Origin of the sequence: Bradyrhizobium sp. 482_C4_N1_8 (genome assembly GCF_052075965.1) — a bacterium.
In the GTDB taxonomy this organism is placed as follows: domain Bacteria; phylum Pseudomonadota; class Alphaproteobacteria; order Rhizobiales; family Xanthobacteraceae; genus Bradyrhizobium; species Bradyrhizobium barranii.
Window position 1 is genome coordinate 3,544,508 of record NZ_CP197231.1, and the last position, 15,096, is coordinate 3,559,603.

The window sequence follows — 15,096 nt, forward strand, 5'->3', positions numbered from 1 at the left end:
TGCCCTAAGGGACACCCAAAAAGCATGGATGAGCAGGGCTGACGAGTTTAGAAGTCGCTTCTAAACCTTGAGTGATCCCGATGGGGACCATGTCCAACCTTGAGGTGCTGATGCTGCTGGCGGTGATGATCACCATCGCGGGCGCGGTGATGCTGACGTGGCGTTGACGACCGGCGGTACTGCAAATCCGGTGGCAGGCGATCAGGCTGCGCAACCGAGCCACTGATCTTCATCGTCGTGATCGCCGTTGTGGTCGCGGTCGCGGTGATGCTTGCTGGCCCAATCGTTGACCGGCAGCGGAGCGGCGCGCCGCTCCATTGGAAGGTCTGGAGGCCCCGGCGACCGTGCAGATTTGTCACACCGGCTGGAAATGCGCGGTTGTTCCCTCGACCGTCATAATTAGAGCGATCACGGAGACCTACGATTTTCGGTTCCGGGGACGCAGTAGGGGGATCGTGGAAGTGCCGAAATCAGAAGCAGAAGTGTCAGCCGATCAGCGGGACGAAGCTGACAGGATAGACGATCTTGCTCACGCGCTGGCGGATCACTTCGGTCGCAAGGTCGTGCTGGTGTGGCCAGACGACGAGGAGTAGTGGTTGAGCCCCGCCCAAACAGCCATCATGGTCTCGCCGCGCGGCGGCGTCCTCCCGGCTTTCATCGAACCGTGCCAGCCGTCGGATAGTGGGCGCGCTACGCCAACCCCGTCGCCGCCCTATGCAGCGGCTCCATCAACGAATTCGCCGAGAATGGCTTTGTCAGATAGGCGAGGCACCCGGATTGATACGCAGCCGCGCGAACGGCTGGGCTGTCGTTCCCGGTGATGTAGATGACTGGCACAGAAATGTTCGCTGCTTTGAGACGGTGCCTCACTTCGATACCCGAAACGCCGCCCACGTCGATGTCGAGAATGACACAGGTCACCCCGTCGAAATCGTTGTGATTTGAGAAGGCTTCCGCCGAAGGAAATAGCAAGGTTTCGTAGCCAGACTGCCGCAGCAGTCGCGTTACACTCCGCAGCATTCCGGCGTCGTCATCGACGACAAGAACAAGACCCCGCTCTGGCATGCAGGCCATCTATGAGAAATCCCTTCGCGGGTCAAATGCGATACGCCATCGTTAGCAACAGTCGGAAAACGATGGCTTTGATCCACGTCAACTAGGCGGCAATCGTTCGTTTTGGAACATCTCGCGCTGCCCATGGCGTAGGCGGGCACGTCATCCACCGCAATCTGTAGCGGCTTGCCTGTTCCGCGCGGCCAGTCCCGTCCGAGCGCACGCCGTCCACAAGCCTCCTGCTCGTTAGCAGCCGCAGCACGGGCTGATAACAACCCGTTTTTGCCTGTTCATCGTTTGGTCGAGCCGCTACGGTACTCGGACTGACTGGGGACCCTTGGGGCGGGACGGGAATGCTTTTAGTTGTGGAAGAGACGATCAGATTTTTTTCCGCGTTGGCTGTTAGCCGGAACTTCAAAATGGCGAACATGATCACGCGGGATGCGCTTCCGATCCTTGGCGACCATATTCAACTTCAACAAGTCATTCTGAACCTTGTTGTGAACGGGATGGACGCGATGAAGGACGCCTACCGAAAACCACATCATCAGCATCCGGACTTCGCGCCGTCGATAACATTGCCGAGCTATCTGTCTCGGATCGCAGCTCGGGCATTCCCAAGACAAATGAAAGCGGTGTTTGAGCCGTTTTTCATCAGCAAGACGGAGGGCATGGGCATGGGGTTGTCGATCGCCGCGCACTATTGTTTTGAAGCGCACAGCGGGCAGTATGAGCAGAAAAACGGGATCACGGCGGCGCGATGTTCCGGATCAGACTTCCTCTTGGCTGAACCTACCAAAACAGGACGACGGAGAGCGCAGCCACGCTGGGAACGAGGGTGGCGATCCCCGCCGCTTCGACGGTGAATACCCGTCTTGGGTTAAATGCCATGCGCCATTTTTGGTGGCAGTCGAGCGACAGCGTTAATCTGGATCATGTGCGGCGACCATCACACCCAGCAGCCGCTCCTTCAGCGGCTTCGGGCAACATTGAGCGCAGAATGCCGCTAGGGACAGTTTCGGGTCGTCTCAGCCCTCATGGTTGCACCGCTTAAGCCATCAGCGCGCTAGCAAGTCATTCCGGTCGCACATCTACGGACGGCTCGACGGGTATGGCGGACGGTCGTTCTTGCGACGCACACACCGTTAACTCGTGTCCTACCCGCGCCGCAGGCAGCAGCGACTTCCGTGATCATGCCGTTGGGCGGAGGAGTAATCGGCGCAGGTGTCATGGCTTGCGCCGATACTGCGACCGATAAGGCGAAGCCAGCAATAGCAATCAACCTAATCATTCTGCACCTCCCTTAACCGTCCCTAACCTCCCGACTTCTCACGGCAGGAGATGGGTCCGGCTCTCGTGTGAAAGCAACGCGAGTTTCCGGCGCTGGCCGTTGGAAGGCTTGAGATAGATCAAGGTCTGTCTCGGTTTAAAATGGCGCATATTACTGCGGTGATAGGTAAACTCAGGGTAGGCGTATGGGGCGCTATATTGACGAAATCCTACAGCCTGGCGAAAGGGTGCTGTATTCGACCAACGAACACTGGGTGTACTTTCTGCCTGCAATCGGGGCGTGGATCGCGGCGGTCGCATTTCTGGTGCTGTGGCGCCTGGCCGCCGCCGACGCGCTGACGTTGGTTTGGTTGGTATTGGCGGCGGTCGCTGGGCTTGCGGCATTGTACTGGACGGCGACGGCTTGGTTCCACCGCTGGACCACCGAGACCGACGTTACCAACATGCGGGTCGTCCACAAGACCGGTTTCATCAAGAGGCGGACCTTTGAGATGAGCCTCGACAAAGTTGAGAGCGTCGATGTCAATCAAAGCGTTCTTGGCCGCCTTTTGAACTATGGCGACCTCACCATTCAGGGCGTCGGCGAGGGTACGCAAACCATTTCCACCGTTAATTCGCCTCTCGCATTTCGCAGCGCCATCACGACAAGACCGGTTGGCACGTAAATCGCGGCATGGTTTGACACCCGCCCCCAACAAAAAGCATGCTTCCCGTCGGAATTGTTCCCTTCCGATATGATTGCTGCTGCCCACGCTGTATTATGTTTGTCTTCGCGCTGCTGAGTTACCGTCAGTCGACAATTCGTATATTGTGGGGTGCCTTTGGCAGCACCGATTGACTGACAGTAAGCATCATCCTGCATTGCGAGTTTCTCCGGCCCAGCAATGTTGTCGGCGCGAATGTGAATTGATCTGAAGCAATAGGCTTTGTCTGGTTCGAGGTGCTGATGCGATGGCGTCGATCCGTAAGGAAATTCTGATGCGCATTCCAGCTTTGGCGATCTGGGCAACGATCGCGGTTTTGACCGCCGCACCAACTCAGGCCCAAACATATGGCGGGAATGCACCGATCTGCCTACAACGTTGGTACTGGGGCGGAGGCGAAACTTTCTACTGCGGCTATAGCTCGATGGCGCAGTGCCACGCCAATGCATCGGGCCTCTCCGCCATGTGCGTTACCAATCCATATTTTGCGAACGCACAAGTGCCACGGGAACCAGCCTATCGACGGCCTCGTCGCGCCTACTAGATCGGACAGGGGCGCGACGACTCGGGTTGAGGCGGCCGACGCCCCCGGAGAGGCCCGCCCCTCGATCCGATCTCGCACGAGCCGCATACGCTGGCGCCGAAGCCAAAATCCGCCGGCTGGAGGCCTTCGGCGCTGTAGGTGCATCGATCTGCGACAACCAAACGACTGAACGGGTATAAAATCCGGACAATTCTTGATCTTCAGTGTGACCGCGGCCGTAAAGAGGCCAAACGGACCTGGCGTCCTTTGGCAGCCATCTCACTGTTGTCAGCGCGGGCTACACGACCGACATGAGCTACGATACATCCACGATAGCCACATTGCGCCGCGCGTTGGACGAGGTGCTGCTTGACGTCCGTTTCCATCAGCGGAAGTCGCCTTCGGCACTTGAAATTGCCGAACATCTCCTGGCGGGTGCCGCGGACAGAAAACGGTACCTAGAGCGCCTGAAATGCTCGGCTTCAAGAAATTAATCGGCGATGCCGCGCGCTTGCCGAGCTGGACTGCGTAGCGATCTCAAGACTCTTGCGGGCAGATTTTTGGGGATCGGTAAGGTCGATCGACGGCGACTTTCATTTGACGGCCTTAGTCCTCCTTCGGCGCCACGCGCCACGATCCTCAGCGCATCACCCGGCAGCGGACGTTGCTCGGAGAAGCTGTTAGCCGGGACAAGGCCGCGGTTCTCCGGCTTCAGCCAGGCTCGCCAGTGCGGTGACGGCATTGCGGATGTTGGTGACCGGTGGCCCGCCGAACTTTGGTGGCGGCGGCATGCCCCAGCGCATCATGGCCAGCTCGCGGCCCGTGTCGGTGTTGCGCACCACCGGGTGATCCGGAAACACGACCGGCATCGGCGCGAGGTTGCCGACATAGCGGTTGACGACGCGGAATAGGGCGATGATCGCGGCTTGGTTTGTGGTGATGCTGTAGATGGGGTGATTGCGGTTGCTGCTCGAAAGGCTCAGCCTGGAAGGGAAGCCGGCGAGCCGGTGGCAGCAGGAGCGGGAACATGAAGCACTATGTCGGTCTGGATGTTTCGCTAAAGGAGACGGCTATCTGTGTTGTGGACGAGAATGGCGTCGTCATTCGCGAGGGCAAGGCACTTTCGGAACCGGAGGCTATTGGTGCCTGGCTCAACGAAAGCGGATTGCCCATTGTCAAGATCGGGATTGAGATTGGTGGTCTCGCTCGTTGGCTGTACAGCGAACTGCGTGCTGCCGGCTTACACGCAGTCTGCATCGATCCCCGAAGACTGCGTGGCGTGACTAAGACGATGCCGATTAAGACCGATCGAAACGACGCTCGCGCCATTGCACAGGTAATGCGGGTCGGCTGGTACACCGTTGTTCATATCAAGGGTGACGTGAGCCAGGAGCTACGAATGCTTCTCAACAATCGCAAGACGCTTTTGATCAAGCGTAAGCGATGTTCTCAGGCCACGCGCCAGCGTTCTTGGGTAGCGAGATAGGCCCAGGGTAGCAGTTCGTCGATCTGGCTGTTCGGGTGGTCGTTGACGATGCGGGTGATGACGTCGGCGAGATAGGCGTGGGGTTCGACGCCGATGAGCTTGCAGGTTTCGATCAGTGAGGCGATGACGGCCCAGTGTTCGCCGCCGCCGTCCGAGCCAGCGAACAGGGCGTTCTTGCGGTTGAGCGCGATTGGGCGGATAGCGCGCTCGACGACGTTGGAATCGATCTCGACGCGGCCGTCGGCAATGAAGCGCGTCAGCCCGTCCCAACGCGACAGCGCATATCGGACGGCCTCCGCGAGTTTGGTCTTCTGGCTAATCAGACCAAGCTTGGCGCGCAGCCAGGGTTCGAACTCGTCGGCGATCGGCCGGCTCTTCTCTTGGCGGACGGCGCGACGCTCGTCGGCGGTGCGGCCGCGGATCTCGGCTTCGATGACGTAGAGCCCGGCGATACGTTCGAGTGCCTCGCTGGCGATCGGTGCGGGACCGGCCGCGGCGAGTTCGTAGAAGCGCCGGCGCACATGGGACCAGCAGAACGCCAGTTCTACGTCACCGCGCTCGGCCAGGACCCGATAGCCGGCATAGCCGTCGACCTGGAGGATGCCGGCAAAACCCGCGAGGTGGACGATCGGCCGTTCGGCCTTGCGATCGGGAGCGTAGACATAGGCGACGGCGGGCGGGTCCGTGCCGCCCCAGGGCCGGTCGTCGCGGGCATAGGCCCAGAGCTGGCCGGTCTTGGTGCGGCCGCGTCCGGGATCGAGCACCGGGGCGGTGGTCTCGTCGGCAAACAGTTTTGGCGACTGCTTCAGCCTCGCGAGCAGTCGCTCATGCACCGGCCGCAACAGGAAGGCTGCCCGCCCGACCCAATCGGCCAGGGTCGAGCGATCCAGCTCGAGGCCCTGGCGGGCGTAAATTTGAGCCTGCCGATACAGCGGCAGATGGTCGGCATATTTGGCGACGAGTACCTGCGCCACGGTGGCTTCGGTCGGTAGCCCGCCCTCGATCAGCCGCGCTGGCGCCGGTGCCTGTACCATGGTCTCGCAGGCCCGGCAGGCATACTTCGGCCGCCTTACGACTAGGACCCGGAACTGGGCCGGGACGATATCCAGTCGTTCGCTCACATCCTCGCCGATCCGGTGCAGCGCCTGCTGACAGCACGGGCAGGCGTGATCGTCGAGGTCGACCAGCATCTCGACCCGCGGCAGATGCGCCGGCAACGCTCCTCTGTTCCTGCGGCGCCGTGCGGCTCGGCTCGATCGCTCGGCAGCATTGGCTGCATCGGTCGCCGCATCACTGCTCGCCTCGACCTGCTCGACCTCCTCCAGGCCGAGCAGCAACTGGTCCTCCGGCAGCGTCTCGGCCCGGCGGCCGAAGCGATGACGCTGCAACTCCTTGATGATCTGCTCGAGCCGCGCGGCGCGCGCCCGTTCGGCCAGCAGCATCGCCTTGAGCGTGCCGGGATCGTCCGGAAGCGTGTCGGCCGTCGTCGCCATGATGCGATTACACCATGCGTCGCGGCATCCCGCGAGCGCGACATGCATACTGATTCACTGTGCCGCAGTTCAACTCGCTTGGATCGGCGACGGTGTCTCGCGCGCGGCGTGGACGCGCTTCCAGTCTAGTCCTTCGAGCAAGGCTGACAGCTGCGCCGCGGTCAGGCGAATGACGCCGTCCTGCACGTTGGGCCAGCAGAACGAACCGGTCTCAAGCCGCTTGGCGAACAGGCACACACCCGTGCCGTCCCAATAGATCAGCTTTACCCGGTCGGCGCGCTTGGCGCGGAACACATACACGGCGCCGGAGAACGGATCGGCCTGGATGCTCTCACGCACCAGGGCCGCGAGCCCTTCGGCACCCTTGCGGAAGTCGACCGGCCTGGTCGCCACCATCACCCGCACCGCGCCCGTCGGACCGATCACGTGCAGGTCTTCAGCGCATGGATCACGGCCGCAATCGTCGCGGCATCCGCGCCGCGGCCGACCCGGACCGCGACGCCGTTGATCTCGAGCTCGATGATGCTGCTGTTCTCGGCGCCCTCGAGCGCCTTCCGGAGGCGTCGGCGCTGCCGCGGTGAGCGCTCCGGCGGCGTGGACGATGGGGTAACGACAGCGGGCACGAACGTCTGCGGCTCGGGAGCCACAGGGATCGCAACCGGCTGTCGCATTTGCCGGCGCCACGTAAACAGCTGTTGCGGCGACAATCCGTGCCGCCGCGCGACCTCCGATACCACGGCTCCCGGGGCCAGCGTCTCCTCGACGAACCGCGCCTTGTCGTCGGCCGAGAACTGCCGGCGTCGGCCGCTCTCCGTGATGACCTCGACCAGACGAACCGAGGTCCTGGGCTCAAGCATATGTTCAAGCTTAGACACAAGCCGATCTCCAATCAGAGATCGATCATTCCTCGCTCGACGCCTTCAATGGAAGGTGGGACCGAAACAGCGCTTACGATCAAGCAGATCGATATCGAGAACGAAATTCGCGGCGTCTTACGCGTCTTCGGCTTAAAGCTATCTGGTCGTATACCTCAAGCGACGTTTGAGCAGCAGACTAATGAACTCACAGATGGCCATCCACGACTCGCGGCGATGCTGCGCCCAATGCTTGTGGCTCGAGCCGCGCTGCGTGAACAGTACGGCGTCCTGCACAAGATGGTACTTGAAATAGTACGCCGCGAACCGACATGTCAGCGGCTCATGACGATACCGGGCGTAGGTGCACTGACGGCAATCACGTTTCTAACAACCATTGATGACCCGGATCGCTTTCAACGCTCCCGCGATGTTGGCGCGCATCTTGGCCTTACGCCACGCAAATACGCATCTGGGGAAACCGATCGGAATGGCGCTATTTCGAGGTGTGGCGATGTGATGCTCAGCACCATACTTTATCAGGCAGCGCTTGCACTTCTAACCCGCACCAAGCGTTGGTCCGCATTGAAAGCTTGGGGTGTAAGGGTGGCCAAGCGACGCGGCCTTCGCCGAGCGGTCGTAGCAGTCGCACGAAAATTAGCGATCGTGATGCATCGGATCTGGGCAGATGGAAGCGAGTTCCGATGGACCCGCGAGGAGGCGACCGCATGATCAATTAGCAATTCAGCGGATCCGCCGAAAAGGCGGGACGACGTCCTGCGAGGACGAGGTCGGGGTGACTGCGCTGCAACCTCTGGGCCTGCAGCACGCGCCTAATAGATAGCAGCTCCCGATCTTCGGACTACCATCGTGAGGCGGCTATGAACGTCGACCTCGTAGACAAGAGCGAGCCTCGCAGGCTGTCGGTAACGAGCTGAACCCTTGTGCCAGCAACCGCAATCAGACAAGAGGTTGCACATGCGCTTTGCGGACTAACACTTGTTGAAGTCCGTTAGCTTCCGCATGTAGTAGCCCTGCCTCTCAACGGCGAGCTTAATGTCCTCGCTAACGCTCGCTACTTTTTTCTTCTTACGCCATCTACCTGACGCGTCAGGAATTGGCAGACCATTGCGCACAACCAACAGATCACGCTTAGTGTTCAGATACACATCGAGAATATCGCGGGGCGCAGAGATAGCAAGCAACTCCGCCCGGACACGATGGGCAGGCAAGCCGCCACAGATTGCGGTGGATAGCGTGACGGCCCAACAGGCACGAGCGTCTGCAGGTGCTCGCAGCTTGATCCAGATCAAGCCCTGTAGTGAATAGGCAAGCTGAATTGCCATCGGTGCGGCACGACTTCTTCAGACCACGCCGGGAGGGAATTTTTAAAGACTTGGATCCTTCGGGAATTGCTTGAATACTCGTGAACAGCCATGCCCCTGCAGTTCGAGCGTGCCGTCGAGAAGATGGAAATATGGAGCGCGAACAGCGACGGCTATTCTTTCGTGATCAGCTATGAAAGCCCTGCCGTCCCGGCTTTCACGGACGCGCCGGTTATCTGGCGTCGTGGCGTCCTGTTTATGAAGGCCGCAGCGCGATCAGGATCACCGGCTCGCCCTTTAAAACTTTCGACGAGGCCGAAGCTGCCTGCGATGCGATGCTAAAACTCCTGATGAGCGAAAATTGACGCGATAGCCAGCAAATTTGGGAAAGGCAACGGACTAGCATTCAGCGTGACCGCCGTCCTCTTCGTGAAAGCGTTTCGCTTCCTCCTGCGCGACCAGCCTTGCGAGCATCCGCCGGTGTTTGTCCGTGATGCTCGGATTGGCAAGCTGCCGCTTGGCGATGATCAAATTCGCATAGTGGATGAACTCTTCCATCGACCCCATGAGCGCCTCCCTGTCCCTGCGCGACGCCATTCGCGCGCCCATAAAAGGCGACCGAACCGAAGCTTGCAATTGTCCCTAAGGGCAATTTGCCGGTCAGGCGCGCTGTCCTAGAAAGCGTTTCGGTTTGGCTCGGCGAAGAATAGGTCGTCCGCTTTCATGGCGAGCCTACAATACGGGGGGAGGGGTTTCGCGATGTCCATGGTTGGTACGGTCAAGTTCTTCGATGGAGAGCGTGGCTATGGCTTCATCAATCCCGATGACGGCGGCCGTGATGTGTTCGTTCATATCACCGCAGTCGAGCGGGCCGGACTGAAGGACTTGACTGAAGGACAGCGCATTACATTCGAGGTCGAACCGGACAAGAAGGGCAAAGGCCCCAAGGCGGTCAACCTCGTGATCTCATCCTGAAATGCTGCCCGCGCCGGACATTGGATCTGTTGCCTGCGGCCATCGGCATAGCCCTTGCGGCGCACGTGCGCCGCAGCTCCTGCGCATGTATTGACTTGGTTCCAAAAAGTCGCCGCCACGTGGCTGTGATGTCCCGCCCGTTCGCTATTCGGTCGCCTGTCCGCGTCGGGACGATAAAAAAGCCGCCACCGGGACGAAGCGGTGACGGCTTCTTTCTCGCTCGTGACCGCGAACAAGCCTTTACCGCCCCGCCCCAACGCGATTGACGCCGCCATTTGCATTGCCACCGGCGTTATGACGGACCGCAGCGCGCGCCACCGGACGAGGCCTCAGCACGACGCCTGCCCGGGCAACGCAACCCACCGGATATTCAACGTACTGGCAGTACACGACCGCCTGGGCTGGCGCTGGATTGAGAGTGACACCTGCAAGCCCCAACAGGGCGCTAGCAGCAATCCCGGCAACAGTCGCTGACTTGATCGAAAGACGCTTCTCCGGATGCATGTTGGACCTCCCTCTTCGCGCTTGCGTCACTGAAAGGTGACGGGAGCCGCCTCAGGTGCGGCTGAACATAGCGTGAGCGCTAAAGGATCGCTAACGTTGACGTAGATCAACGAGGGGTCTGTGCACTGTTGCCCCTCCCGGTGTCCGTCCTATGGCCCGGCGCTGGCGGCGCACTGTACGGCCTTCTGCCGGGCCTTGGCGGTGCCGTGGGCCGCCTGTCGCCGTTGCGGTGACGTGCTGCCGCGCTCGACGGGTGATGAGGCGACGCCGCGCTAAGGGTTCTCCTCGCTGTGTTCTTCGAGCAGCTTCCGCGTAGCCTTGATGCGGGCGGAGACGTTCTGAAGCGTTGCGTCCGAACTGATACCTTGCGAATGCAGGAGCATCCACAGCGCTTCGGCAAGGATGACTTGATTTTCTAGAATGGCGCGTTGGATTTTATCCATCATCAGCCATGCTCCGTTGGTTGCCCTCCGCGATCGATCGCCTGTCCGCGCCCGGTTGGTTCGCTTTAAGTCAGTCGCTCTGACGATAGCGATTAGGCCGAAACGGAATGTCGTCGATGTACGGTCGCACAACCCGCTTGGCCTTGAGCATGTCGCGCCAGGCATAGGCATAAATCGCGATCAAGACAGAAACGAAGGACGTCCACAACAGGATGATCCACTTCATTTGCGTTCTCCTCTCGATGTAGGCGAGCAGATAGGATCCATGGGATCGGAACCCAGTTTGGAGGTGCTTGCGTTAGATCAACGCTTGGGCTGATTGTGGCGTGGCCCACGCGACGTGACGCGCGCGCCAACGCCGTGTTCTCGGCACCCATGCGCCGCCGCGTCGAGATGACGTTGGCGGGGAGCATCGAGAGAAGGCGGACCCTCCCCAGGTCGTTAGGGTCCTTCCGATAAGGGGTATTGGTGCCGGGACCGCGTGACCGCGCCCCTTCAGCATATTTGCGTTTTTCGTTTTTCGATGTTTGTTTGCCGCATCTGCTTTTCAAAGGCTCGCGAGATGCGGCGCACTGATCTGTTCGAAGCCACGATGCAGGGATGGGCGCGCCTCAACCCGCAGCAGCGCCAGCGGTTTTTCCAAGCGGGCCTGAAGGCGGCGCTGCGGCTTGAGCGGCAGGAATTCCGCGCTTGGCTCATGCGGCGGCTGATCGAACCCCCGCTCGCCGCGCCGGTCGATCCGGCCAGCTTCGCAATTTCGAAGACCGACATTGCGCTGCTCATGAAGTCGGCGCGCCCCAAAAAACCCTTCCGCAACGCAATCTGGATAACACCCGGGTTAGATACGATCGAGACGTGGGGTTCTGCGGTCCCCCCACAAACTCACCCGCCTCAGAGGACCCCAACGGCGAACCGGTCCAAATTTGGACTTGAGCGCGCACCCATCCACTCGCACCGACTGTCACGCGCGCTTCGCGGTCCGCTTGATGTTGACGCTCAACGTCCAGTCTCGCGCCGTGTCGATGCAGGAGCAGTTCGCGCACAGCAGGAGAACGCCCTTGCCCTCACCGCGAACAACAGCGAGATGCGACTTGGTCGATGACTGAGCCTGCTTGCGCAGTCCGTTGCGGCCACGTCGCACAGGTCTGATGTGACGGAAGCACAATGCCCGTTCATCTTCGAAGCCGCACTGCTCGCACCGGCCACCCTTCATCGCGATGGCCTTGGCCTACACCTTGCGGCGATACTCACGACGTTTGCTGATCTTCATCACGCGAGCCGTCATGTGCTGGCGTCCGTCTATCCCAGCCTCGCAGTGTGGTCAGGCTCGACCATGGGTCACCGGCCACAGGCGCGGATAATCCGGTTCCCATGCAACTTCGGCCTGACTTCCGGCGCCGCGCTTGCCGCATTATGGCGATGATGACCACGGTCTCGATGTCGCTTGTACCTCAGGACAATGTCCCCCGAGACAATTGTCGTGGCTCGGTCATTGAGCCATGATCGGAGGTACCAGCGCGGTACTAAACTCTAGCCCCGACGGCCCCAGTCATTCTCCTCCGACTGGGGCCGTAGTGCTTTTTGACAAACTAGCGGCGCAAGCATGCTATATCGGATACGCCACCATCGTTCTCAGCGTGGCTGTGGTGGTCGTGGTCCTATTCACCCTTTGGTGAGCATCAGACAAGAGGAAGCCTGATCCTAAACGACGCGCCGCCGTGATCCCGATTTTTCGCCGATAACTGGCCATTGTGCGCTTCCACGATGGTGCGCGCGATGGACAACCCCATACCCATGCCTTCCGCCTTGCTGGTGTAGAACGGCTCGAAGATCTCTTTCAGTTTGTCTTCGGGAATGCCATGGCCGCGATCAGACACGGATAGATCGGCAAACTTTTCGACGCGCGAAGTCCGGATGTTGATGATGCGGTCTTCGATTGGCGTATCCTTCATCGCGTCGATCCCGTTCACGACAAGGTTCAAGATCACCTGTTGAATTTGAATGCGGTCGCCGAGAACCGGAAGCGCATCCGGCGTGATCGCGCTGACTAATTGGAATTTCCGGCCAACCGCCAGCGCTGAAAAAAAACTGATCGTCTCACGCACGACTTCGTTGAGGTCAAATTGCTTCTGCTCAAACGGTGCCTTTTTCAGAATGCTGCGCATTCTCCGGATGACTTCGGTGGCGCGGTTGTCGTCCCTTAGAATGTCATCAAGGATTTCGTTTACTTCGTCGATGTCCGGATTTGGAGACTTCAAGATCGCCTGCGCCGTCTCGGTATTGGTGAGAATAGAGCCGAGCGGCTGGTTGATTTCGTGGGCAATTGACGCGGTCAATTCGCCAGCCGTTGAGAAGCGGTTGACATGCGCCAGTTCCGTCATGCGCTGCCGCGACTGCACTTCGGCAAGTTGACGCCGACGATGTTCGCGCAGCAGACCGGCGATCAGCGCGGTTTGCGATAGAATAATCGTGGCTGTGAGTGCGACTTGCCACCAATACCGTTCCCAGACGGTTGGTTCTCGGAAATAGACGGTGCTGCCGGGCGGCAGATTGCTCTCGGCAATTCCCCACCGCTGCATTTGCCGCCAGTCGAACATAGGCGCGGCCAGTTGAACAAACGTCGGCTTGATGTCGGCAACATTTTCGCCGTCAAGGATGCGGAGCGCGACTTCCGCCGCCTGCTTGCTTTGTCTGGCGACGATCTGCATTGGCCCACCAACGATGCCCTCTCCAAAAAAGGCTTCGTCGTGAAAAAAGATGGGTGCGTTGGCTGTCCGGTAAAACCGGGCGAACGCACTGTTACCCTCATGCGCCACTCCCGCCGCATCGACATTCAACCCAATCCAGAAAATCGCACTGTGTGGCGGAAGGTTGGCCGCATCCTTGAGCATCTCTTCAAAGGAAAGTTCATTGTACCATCGAAATCGCACACGATCCGCGAACCGCGCAGTGGACTTGGCGACCTCGTTGCGCCACCAGGTTTCGCTCGGCGAAGCACCGACAACGATGGCGATGGTCGTTGTTTGAGGCAGGACGTGCAGGATATTTTCAAAGAAAACAGGATCGTCGTTCGTGATCGCCACGACAGTATCGTACTTGGTCAATTTATCGAAGTCCACGCGGCGTCGCTCTACCAGAGTGTACAGCATGGGCGTCGTTGGAAAGAGGTCTTTGCGGTGGGCCTGCACGAAATTGGCCGCAGGCGCGCCGATGGCGATGATCAGATCGGGCGACTGGTCAATATTAAGAGTGCGAAGATACTCGACGAATGGAGCGTCTGATTTGTCGCTGCTTCGCCGGGCATTCAGTAGCGAGTGATCTTGAAACTCAATGGATGCCCGTCGGCTTAACTCGGCGCGAAGGGCTTCGGAATAATCAGTCCACGGCCTAAAGCGAAGACCGAATGAATGCAGCATCATTACCCGCTTGGGTTCTGGATCAGCCGCCTGACTTTGGCCCTGCATCGCCAGCAATAATGCGACGGCCAGCACAGCGATGAGGGTCCGCGCGCAAAAAGATCGCCAAGATAGAGCAGCAGTCCAGAAAAGCATTCCCGTCCTACTCCGAAGTCCGCAGTCCGAATACCGTAGCGGCTCGACCAAACGATTAATAGGCAAAACCGGCGCTGTGAGCCGTGCTGCGGCTGCTAGGGATCACAAGGCTCCTGTCCTTTGGACCGCGTGCGGGCCGCGCGGGCCAGGCAAGCCGCTACAGATTGCGTGGATGACGAGACGGGCACAACGGAGGCGGCGACGCGGCCAAGGTCTCACGGCAAGAAGCGGACATTCGGGCTGGCCTTCAGCAGGTCCCCCTTGGGCAAATGAGCGACATCCCAGTTTTACCCCCGAACATGAAAGAGGCCGCCAACTGAGGCGGCTGTCAGGCACAGCGTAATGGCCAAAAGCGACCGCGCGGCGTGCAAAGAGTTCCAAGCCGTCGGAATCGAAACTGATGGTCCATTTGGACGTTGGCACACCGAGGAAAAAGTACGTCTGTGGCGGGAACCATGAAAATGGAGCAAACGCATGTCGCAGGGAAACTGTGTTTACGTCGTTGATGACGACGTCACGCTATTGCAAAGCTTGGGGCGACTGCTGCGGTCCCTCGGCTATACCAGTTTATTGTTTCCCTCGGCGGAAACTTTCACCAAGCACGACGATTTTGACAAAGCCGCCTGCATCCTGCTGGACATCAATATCGGCGAGGTTTCCGGCATCGAGGTCGCTCACCGTCTCAAGGCGGCAAACGTCTCGGTGCCTATCATCTTCATGACGGGAAACGACCAACCCGTCCTTCGCGAGGCAGCGCATCGATCCGGCTGCCTCGCGTTTCTCACCAAGCCATTCTCCGCTACGGCACTGGCGCAGTACCTACAGCGCGTTCGCCAGCGTCCGGCAGAGGACACATGATCGCGTGAGCCGTGGCCGGTGCGATGGTGAGTGCCAA

17 protein-coding genes and 1 pseudogene are annotated in these 15,096 nt (G+C 59.8%); 8 read left to right on the top strand and 10 right to left on the bottom strand.

Translation table 11 applies throughout. From position 1 onward, the window contains the following. Window positions 1–690: 690 nt before the first annotated feature. On the bottom strand, window positions 691–1,074 hold the full coding sequence (locus AB7Z56_RS16595; protein WP_346283375.1) for a response regulator transcription factor: 384 nt from the start codon (window positions 1,072–1,074) through the stop codon (window positions 691–693). Between the two features lie 398 nt (window positions 1,075–1,472). Here AB7Z56_RS16595 and AB7Z56_RS16600 point away from each other — a divergent pair, with 398 nt between their 5' ends. The 3 genes from AB7Z56_RS16600 to AB7Z56_RS16610 all read left to right on the top strand — a co-directional run bounded on the left by AB7Z56_RS16600 (window position 1,473) and on the right by AB7Z56_RS16610 (window position 3,591). Next, window positions 1,473–1,919: a hypothetical protein gene (locus tag AB7Z56_RS16600; protein WP_187387982.1), complete on the top strand. Its 447-nt coding sequence runs from the start codon at window positions 1,473–1,475 to the stop codon at window positions 1,917–1,919. 609 nt (window positions 1,920–2,528) lie between these two features. Then, on the top strand, window positions 2,529–3,008 hold the full coding sequence (locus tag AB7Z56_RS16605) for a PH domain-containing protein (RefSeq protein ID WP_354076562.1): 480 nt from the start codon (window positions 2,529–2,531) through the stop codon (window positions 3,006–3,008). A 313-nt stretch (window positions 3,009–3,321) separates the two neighbouring features. Further along, entirely contained in the window at window positions 3,322–3,591 is a 270-nt protein-coding gene (locus AB7Z56_RS16610; RefSeq protein WP_283018916.1) for a DUF3551 domain-containing protein, read from the top strand. Between the two features lie 631 nt (window positions 3,592–4,222). Here AB7Z56_RS16610 and AB7Z56_RS16615 read toward each other — a convergent pair. Then, window positions 4,223–4,520 (bottom strand): annotated as a pseudogene (locus tag AB7Z56_RS16615) (SOS response-associated peptidase); the annotation flags it as partial. 77 nt (window positions 4,521–4,597) lie between these two features. Between AB7Z56_RS16615 and AB7Z56_RS16620 the strand changes: the two are divergent. Next, window positions 4,598–5,056, top strand: a complete 459-nt coding sequence (locus AB7Z56_RS16620; protein WP_441256365.1) for an IS110 family transposase — start codon at window positions 4,598–4,600, stop codon at window positions 5,054–5,056. Here AB7Z56_RS16620 and tnpC read toward each other — a convergent pair. The 3 genes from tnpC to tnpA form a co-directional block, all read right to left on the bottom strand. Next, window positions 5,020–6,549, bottom strand: a complete 1,530-nt coding sequence (gene tnpC / locus AB7Z56_RS16625; protein ID WP_283018506.1) for an IS66 family transposase — start codon at window positions 6,547–6,549, stop codon at window positions 5,020–5,022. The genes AB7Z56_RS16620 and tnpC overlap by 37 nt on opposite strands. Window positions 6,550–6,618: 69 nt before the next feature. Then, window positions 6,619–6,975: an IS66 family insertion sequence element accessory protein TnpB gene (tnpB, locus tag AB7Z56_RS16630; protein ID WP_007606730.1), complete on the bottom strand. Its 357-nt coding sequence runs from the start codon at window positions 6,973–6,975 to the stop codon at window positions 6,619–6,621. Beyond that, a complete protein-coding gene (tnpA, locus tag AB7Z56_RS16635; protein ID WP_144030647.1) occupies window positions 6,972–7,424 on the bottom strand; it encodes an IS66-like element accessory protein TnpA in 453 nt (150 codons plus the stop codon). Before tnpA ends, tnpB begins: the two co-directional genes overlap by 4 nt. Here tnpA and AB7Z56_RS16640 point away from each other — a divergent pair. After that, window positions 7,407–8,135, top strand: a complete 729-nt coding sequence (locus AB7Z56_RS16640) for an IS110 family transposase (protein WP_441256366.1) — start codon at window positions 7,407–7,409, stop codon at window positions 8,133–8,135. The two genes, tnpA and AB7Z56_RS16640, sit on opposite strands and share 18 nt — an antisense overlap. A 992-nt stretch (window positions 8,136–9,127) precedes the next feature. On the opposite strand, the gene AB7Z56_RS16645 is transcribed toward AB7Z56_RS16640, so the two are convergent. Beyond that, window positions 9,128–9,295 carry a hypothetical protein gene (locus AB7Z56_RS16645; RefSeq protein WP_167768364.1) on the bottom strand — a complete coding sequence of 56 codons (168 nt, stop codon included), beginning with the start codon at window positions 9,293–9,295 and terminating at the stop codon, window positions 9,128–9,130. A gap of 192 nt (window positions 9,296–9,487) precedes the next feature. Between AB7Z56_RS16645 and AB7Z56_RS16650 the strand changes: the two genes are divergently transcribed. Beyond that, window positions 9,488–9,703, top strand: coding sequence for a cold-shock protein (locus AB7Z56_RS16650; protein ID WP_063981915.1), 216 nt, complete (start codon window positions 9,488–9,490; stop codon window positions 9,701–9,703). 240 nt (window positions 9,704–9,943) lie between these two features. On the opposite strand, the gene AB7Z56_RS16655 is transcribed toward AB7Z56_RS16650, so the two are convergent. From AB7Z56_RS16655 to AB7Z56_RS16665, 3 genes are all read right to left on the bottom strand, one after another. Further along, entirely contained in the window at window positions 9,944–10,207 is a 264-nt protein-coding gene (locus AB7Z56_RS16655) for a hypothetical protein (protein ID WP_080586857.1), read from the bottom strand. 272 nt (window positions 10,208–10,479) lie between these two features. Then, window positions 10,480–10,653 (bottom strand): hypothetical protein, encoded by a 174-nt coding sequence (locus AB7Z56_RS16660; protein ID WP_167768324.1) that lies wholly within the window; start codon window positions 10,651–10,653, stop codon window positions 10,480–10,482. 67 nt (window positions 10,654–10,720) lie between these two features. Further along, window positions 10,721–10,876 carry a hypothetical protein gene (locus AB7Z56_RS16665; RefSeq protein ID WP_441256367.1) on the bottom strand — a complete coding sequence of 52 codons (156 nt, stop codon included), beginning with the start codon at window positions 10,874–10,876 and terminating at the stop codon, window positions 10,721–10,723. 255 nt (window positions 10,877–11,131) lie between these two features. On the opposite strand from AB7Z56_RS16665, the gene AB7Z56_RS16670 reads away from it, so the two are divergent. Then, window positions 11,132–11,752, top strand: coding sequence for a hypothetical protein (locus tag AB7Z56_RS16670; protein ID WP_135217044.1), 621 nt, complete (start codon window positions 11,132–11,134; stop codon window positions 11,750–11,752). 577 nt (window positions 11,753–12,329) lie between these two features. Here AB7Z56_RS16670 and AB7Z56_RS16675 read toward each other — a convergent pair. Beyond that, a complete protein-coding gene (locus AB7Z56_RS16675) occupies window positions 12,330–14,201 on the bottom strand; it encodes a sensor histidine kinase (protein WP_135217043.1) in 1,872 nt (623 codons plus the stop codon). Between the two features lie 474 nt (window positions 14,202–14,675). Between AB7Z56_RS16675 and AB7Z56_RS16680 the strand changes: the two genes are divergently transcribed. Further along, a complete protein-coding gene (locus AB7Z56_RS16680) occupies window positions 14,676–15,059 on the top strand; it encodes a response regulator transcription factor (protein WP_063981918.1) in 384 nt (127 codons plus the stop codon). Window positions 15,060–15,096: the final 37 nt, after the last annotated feature.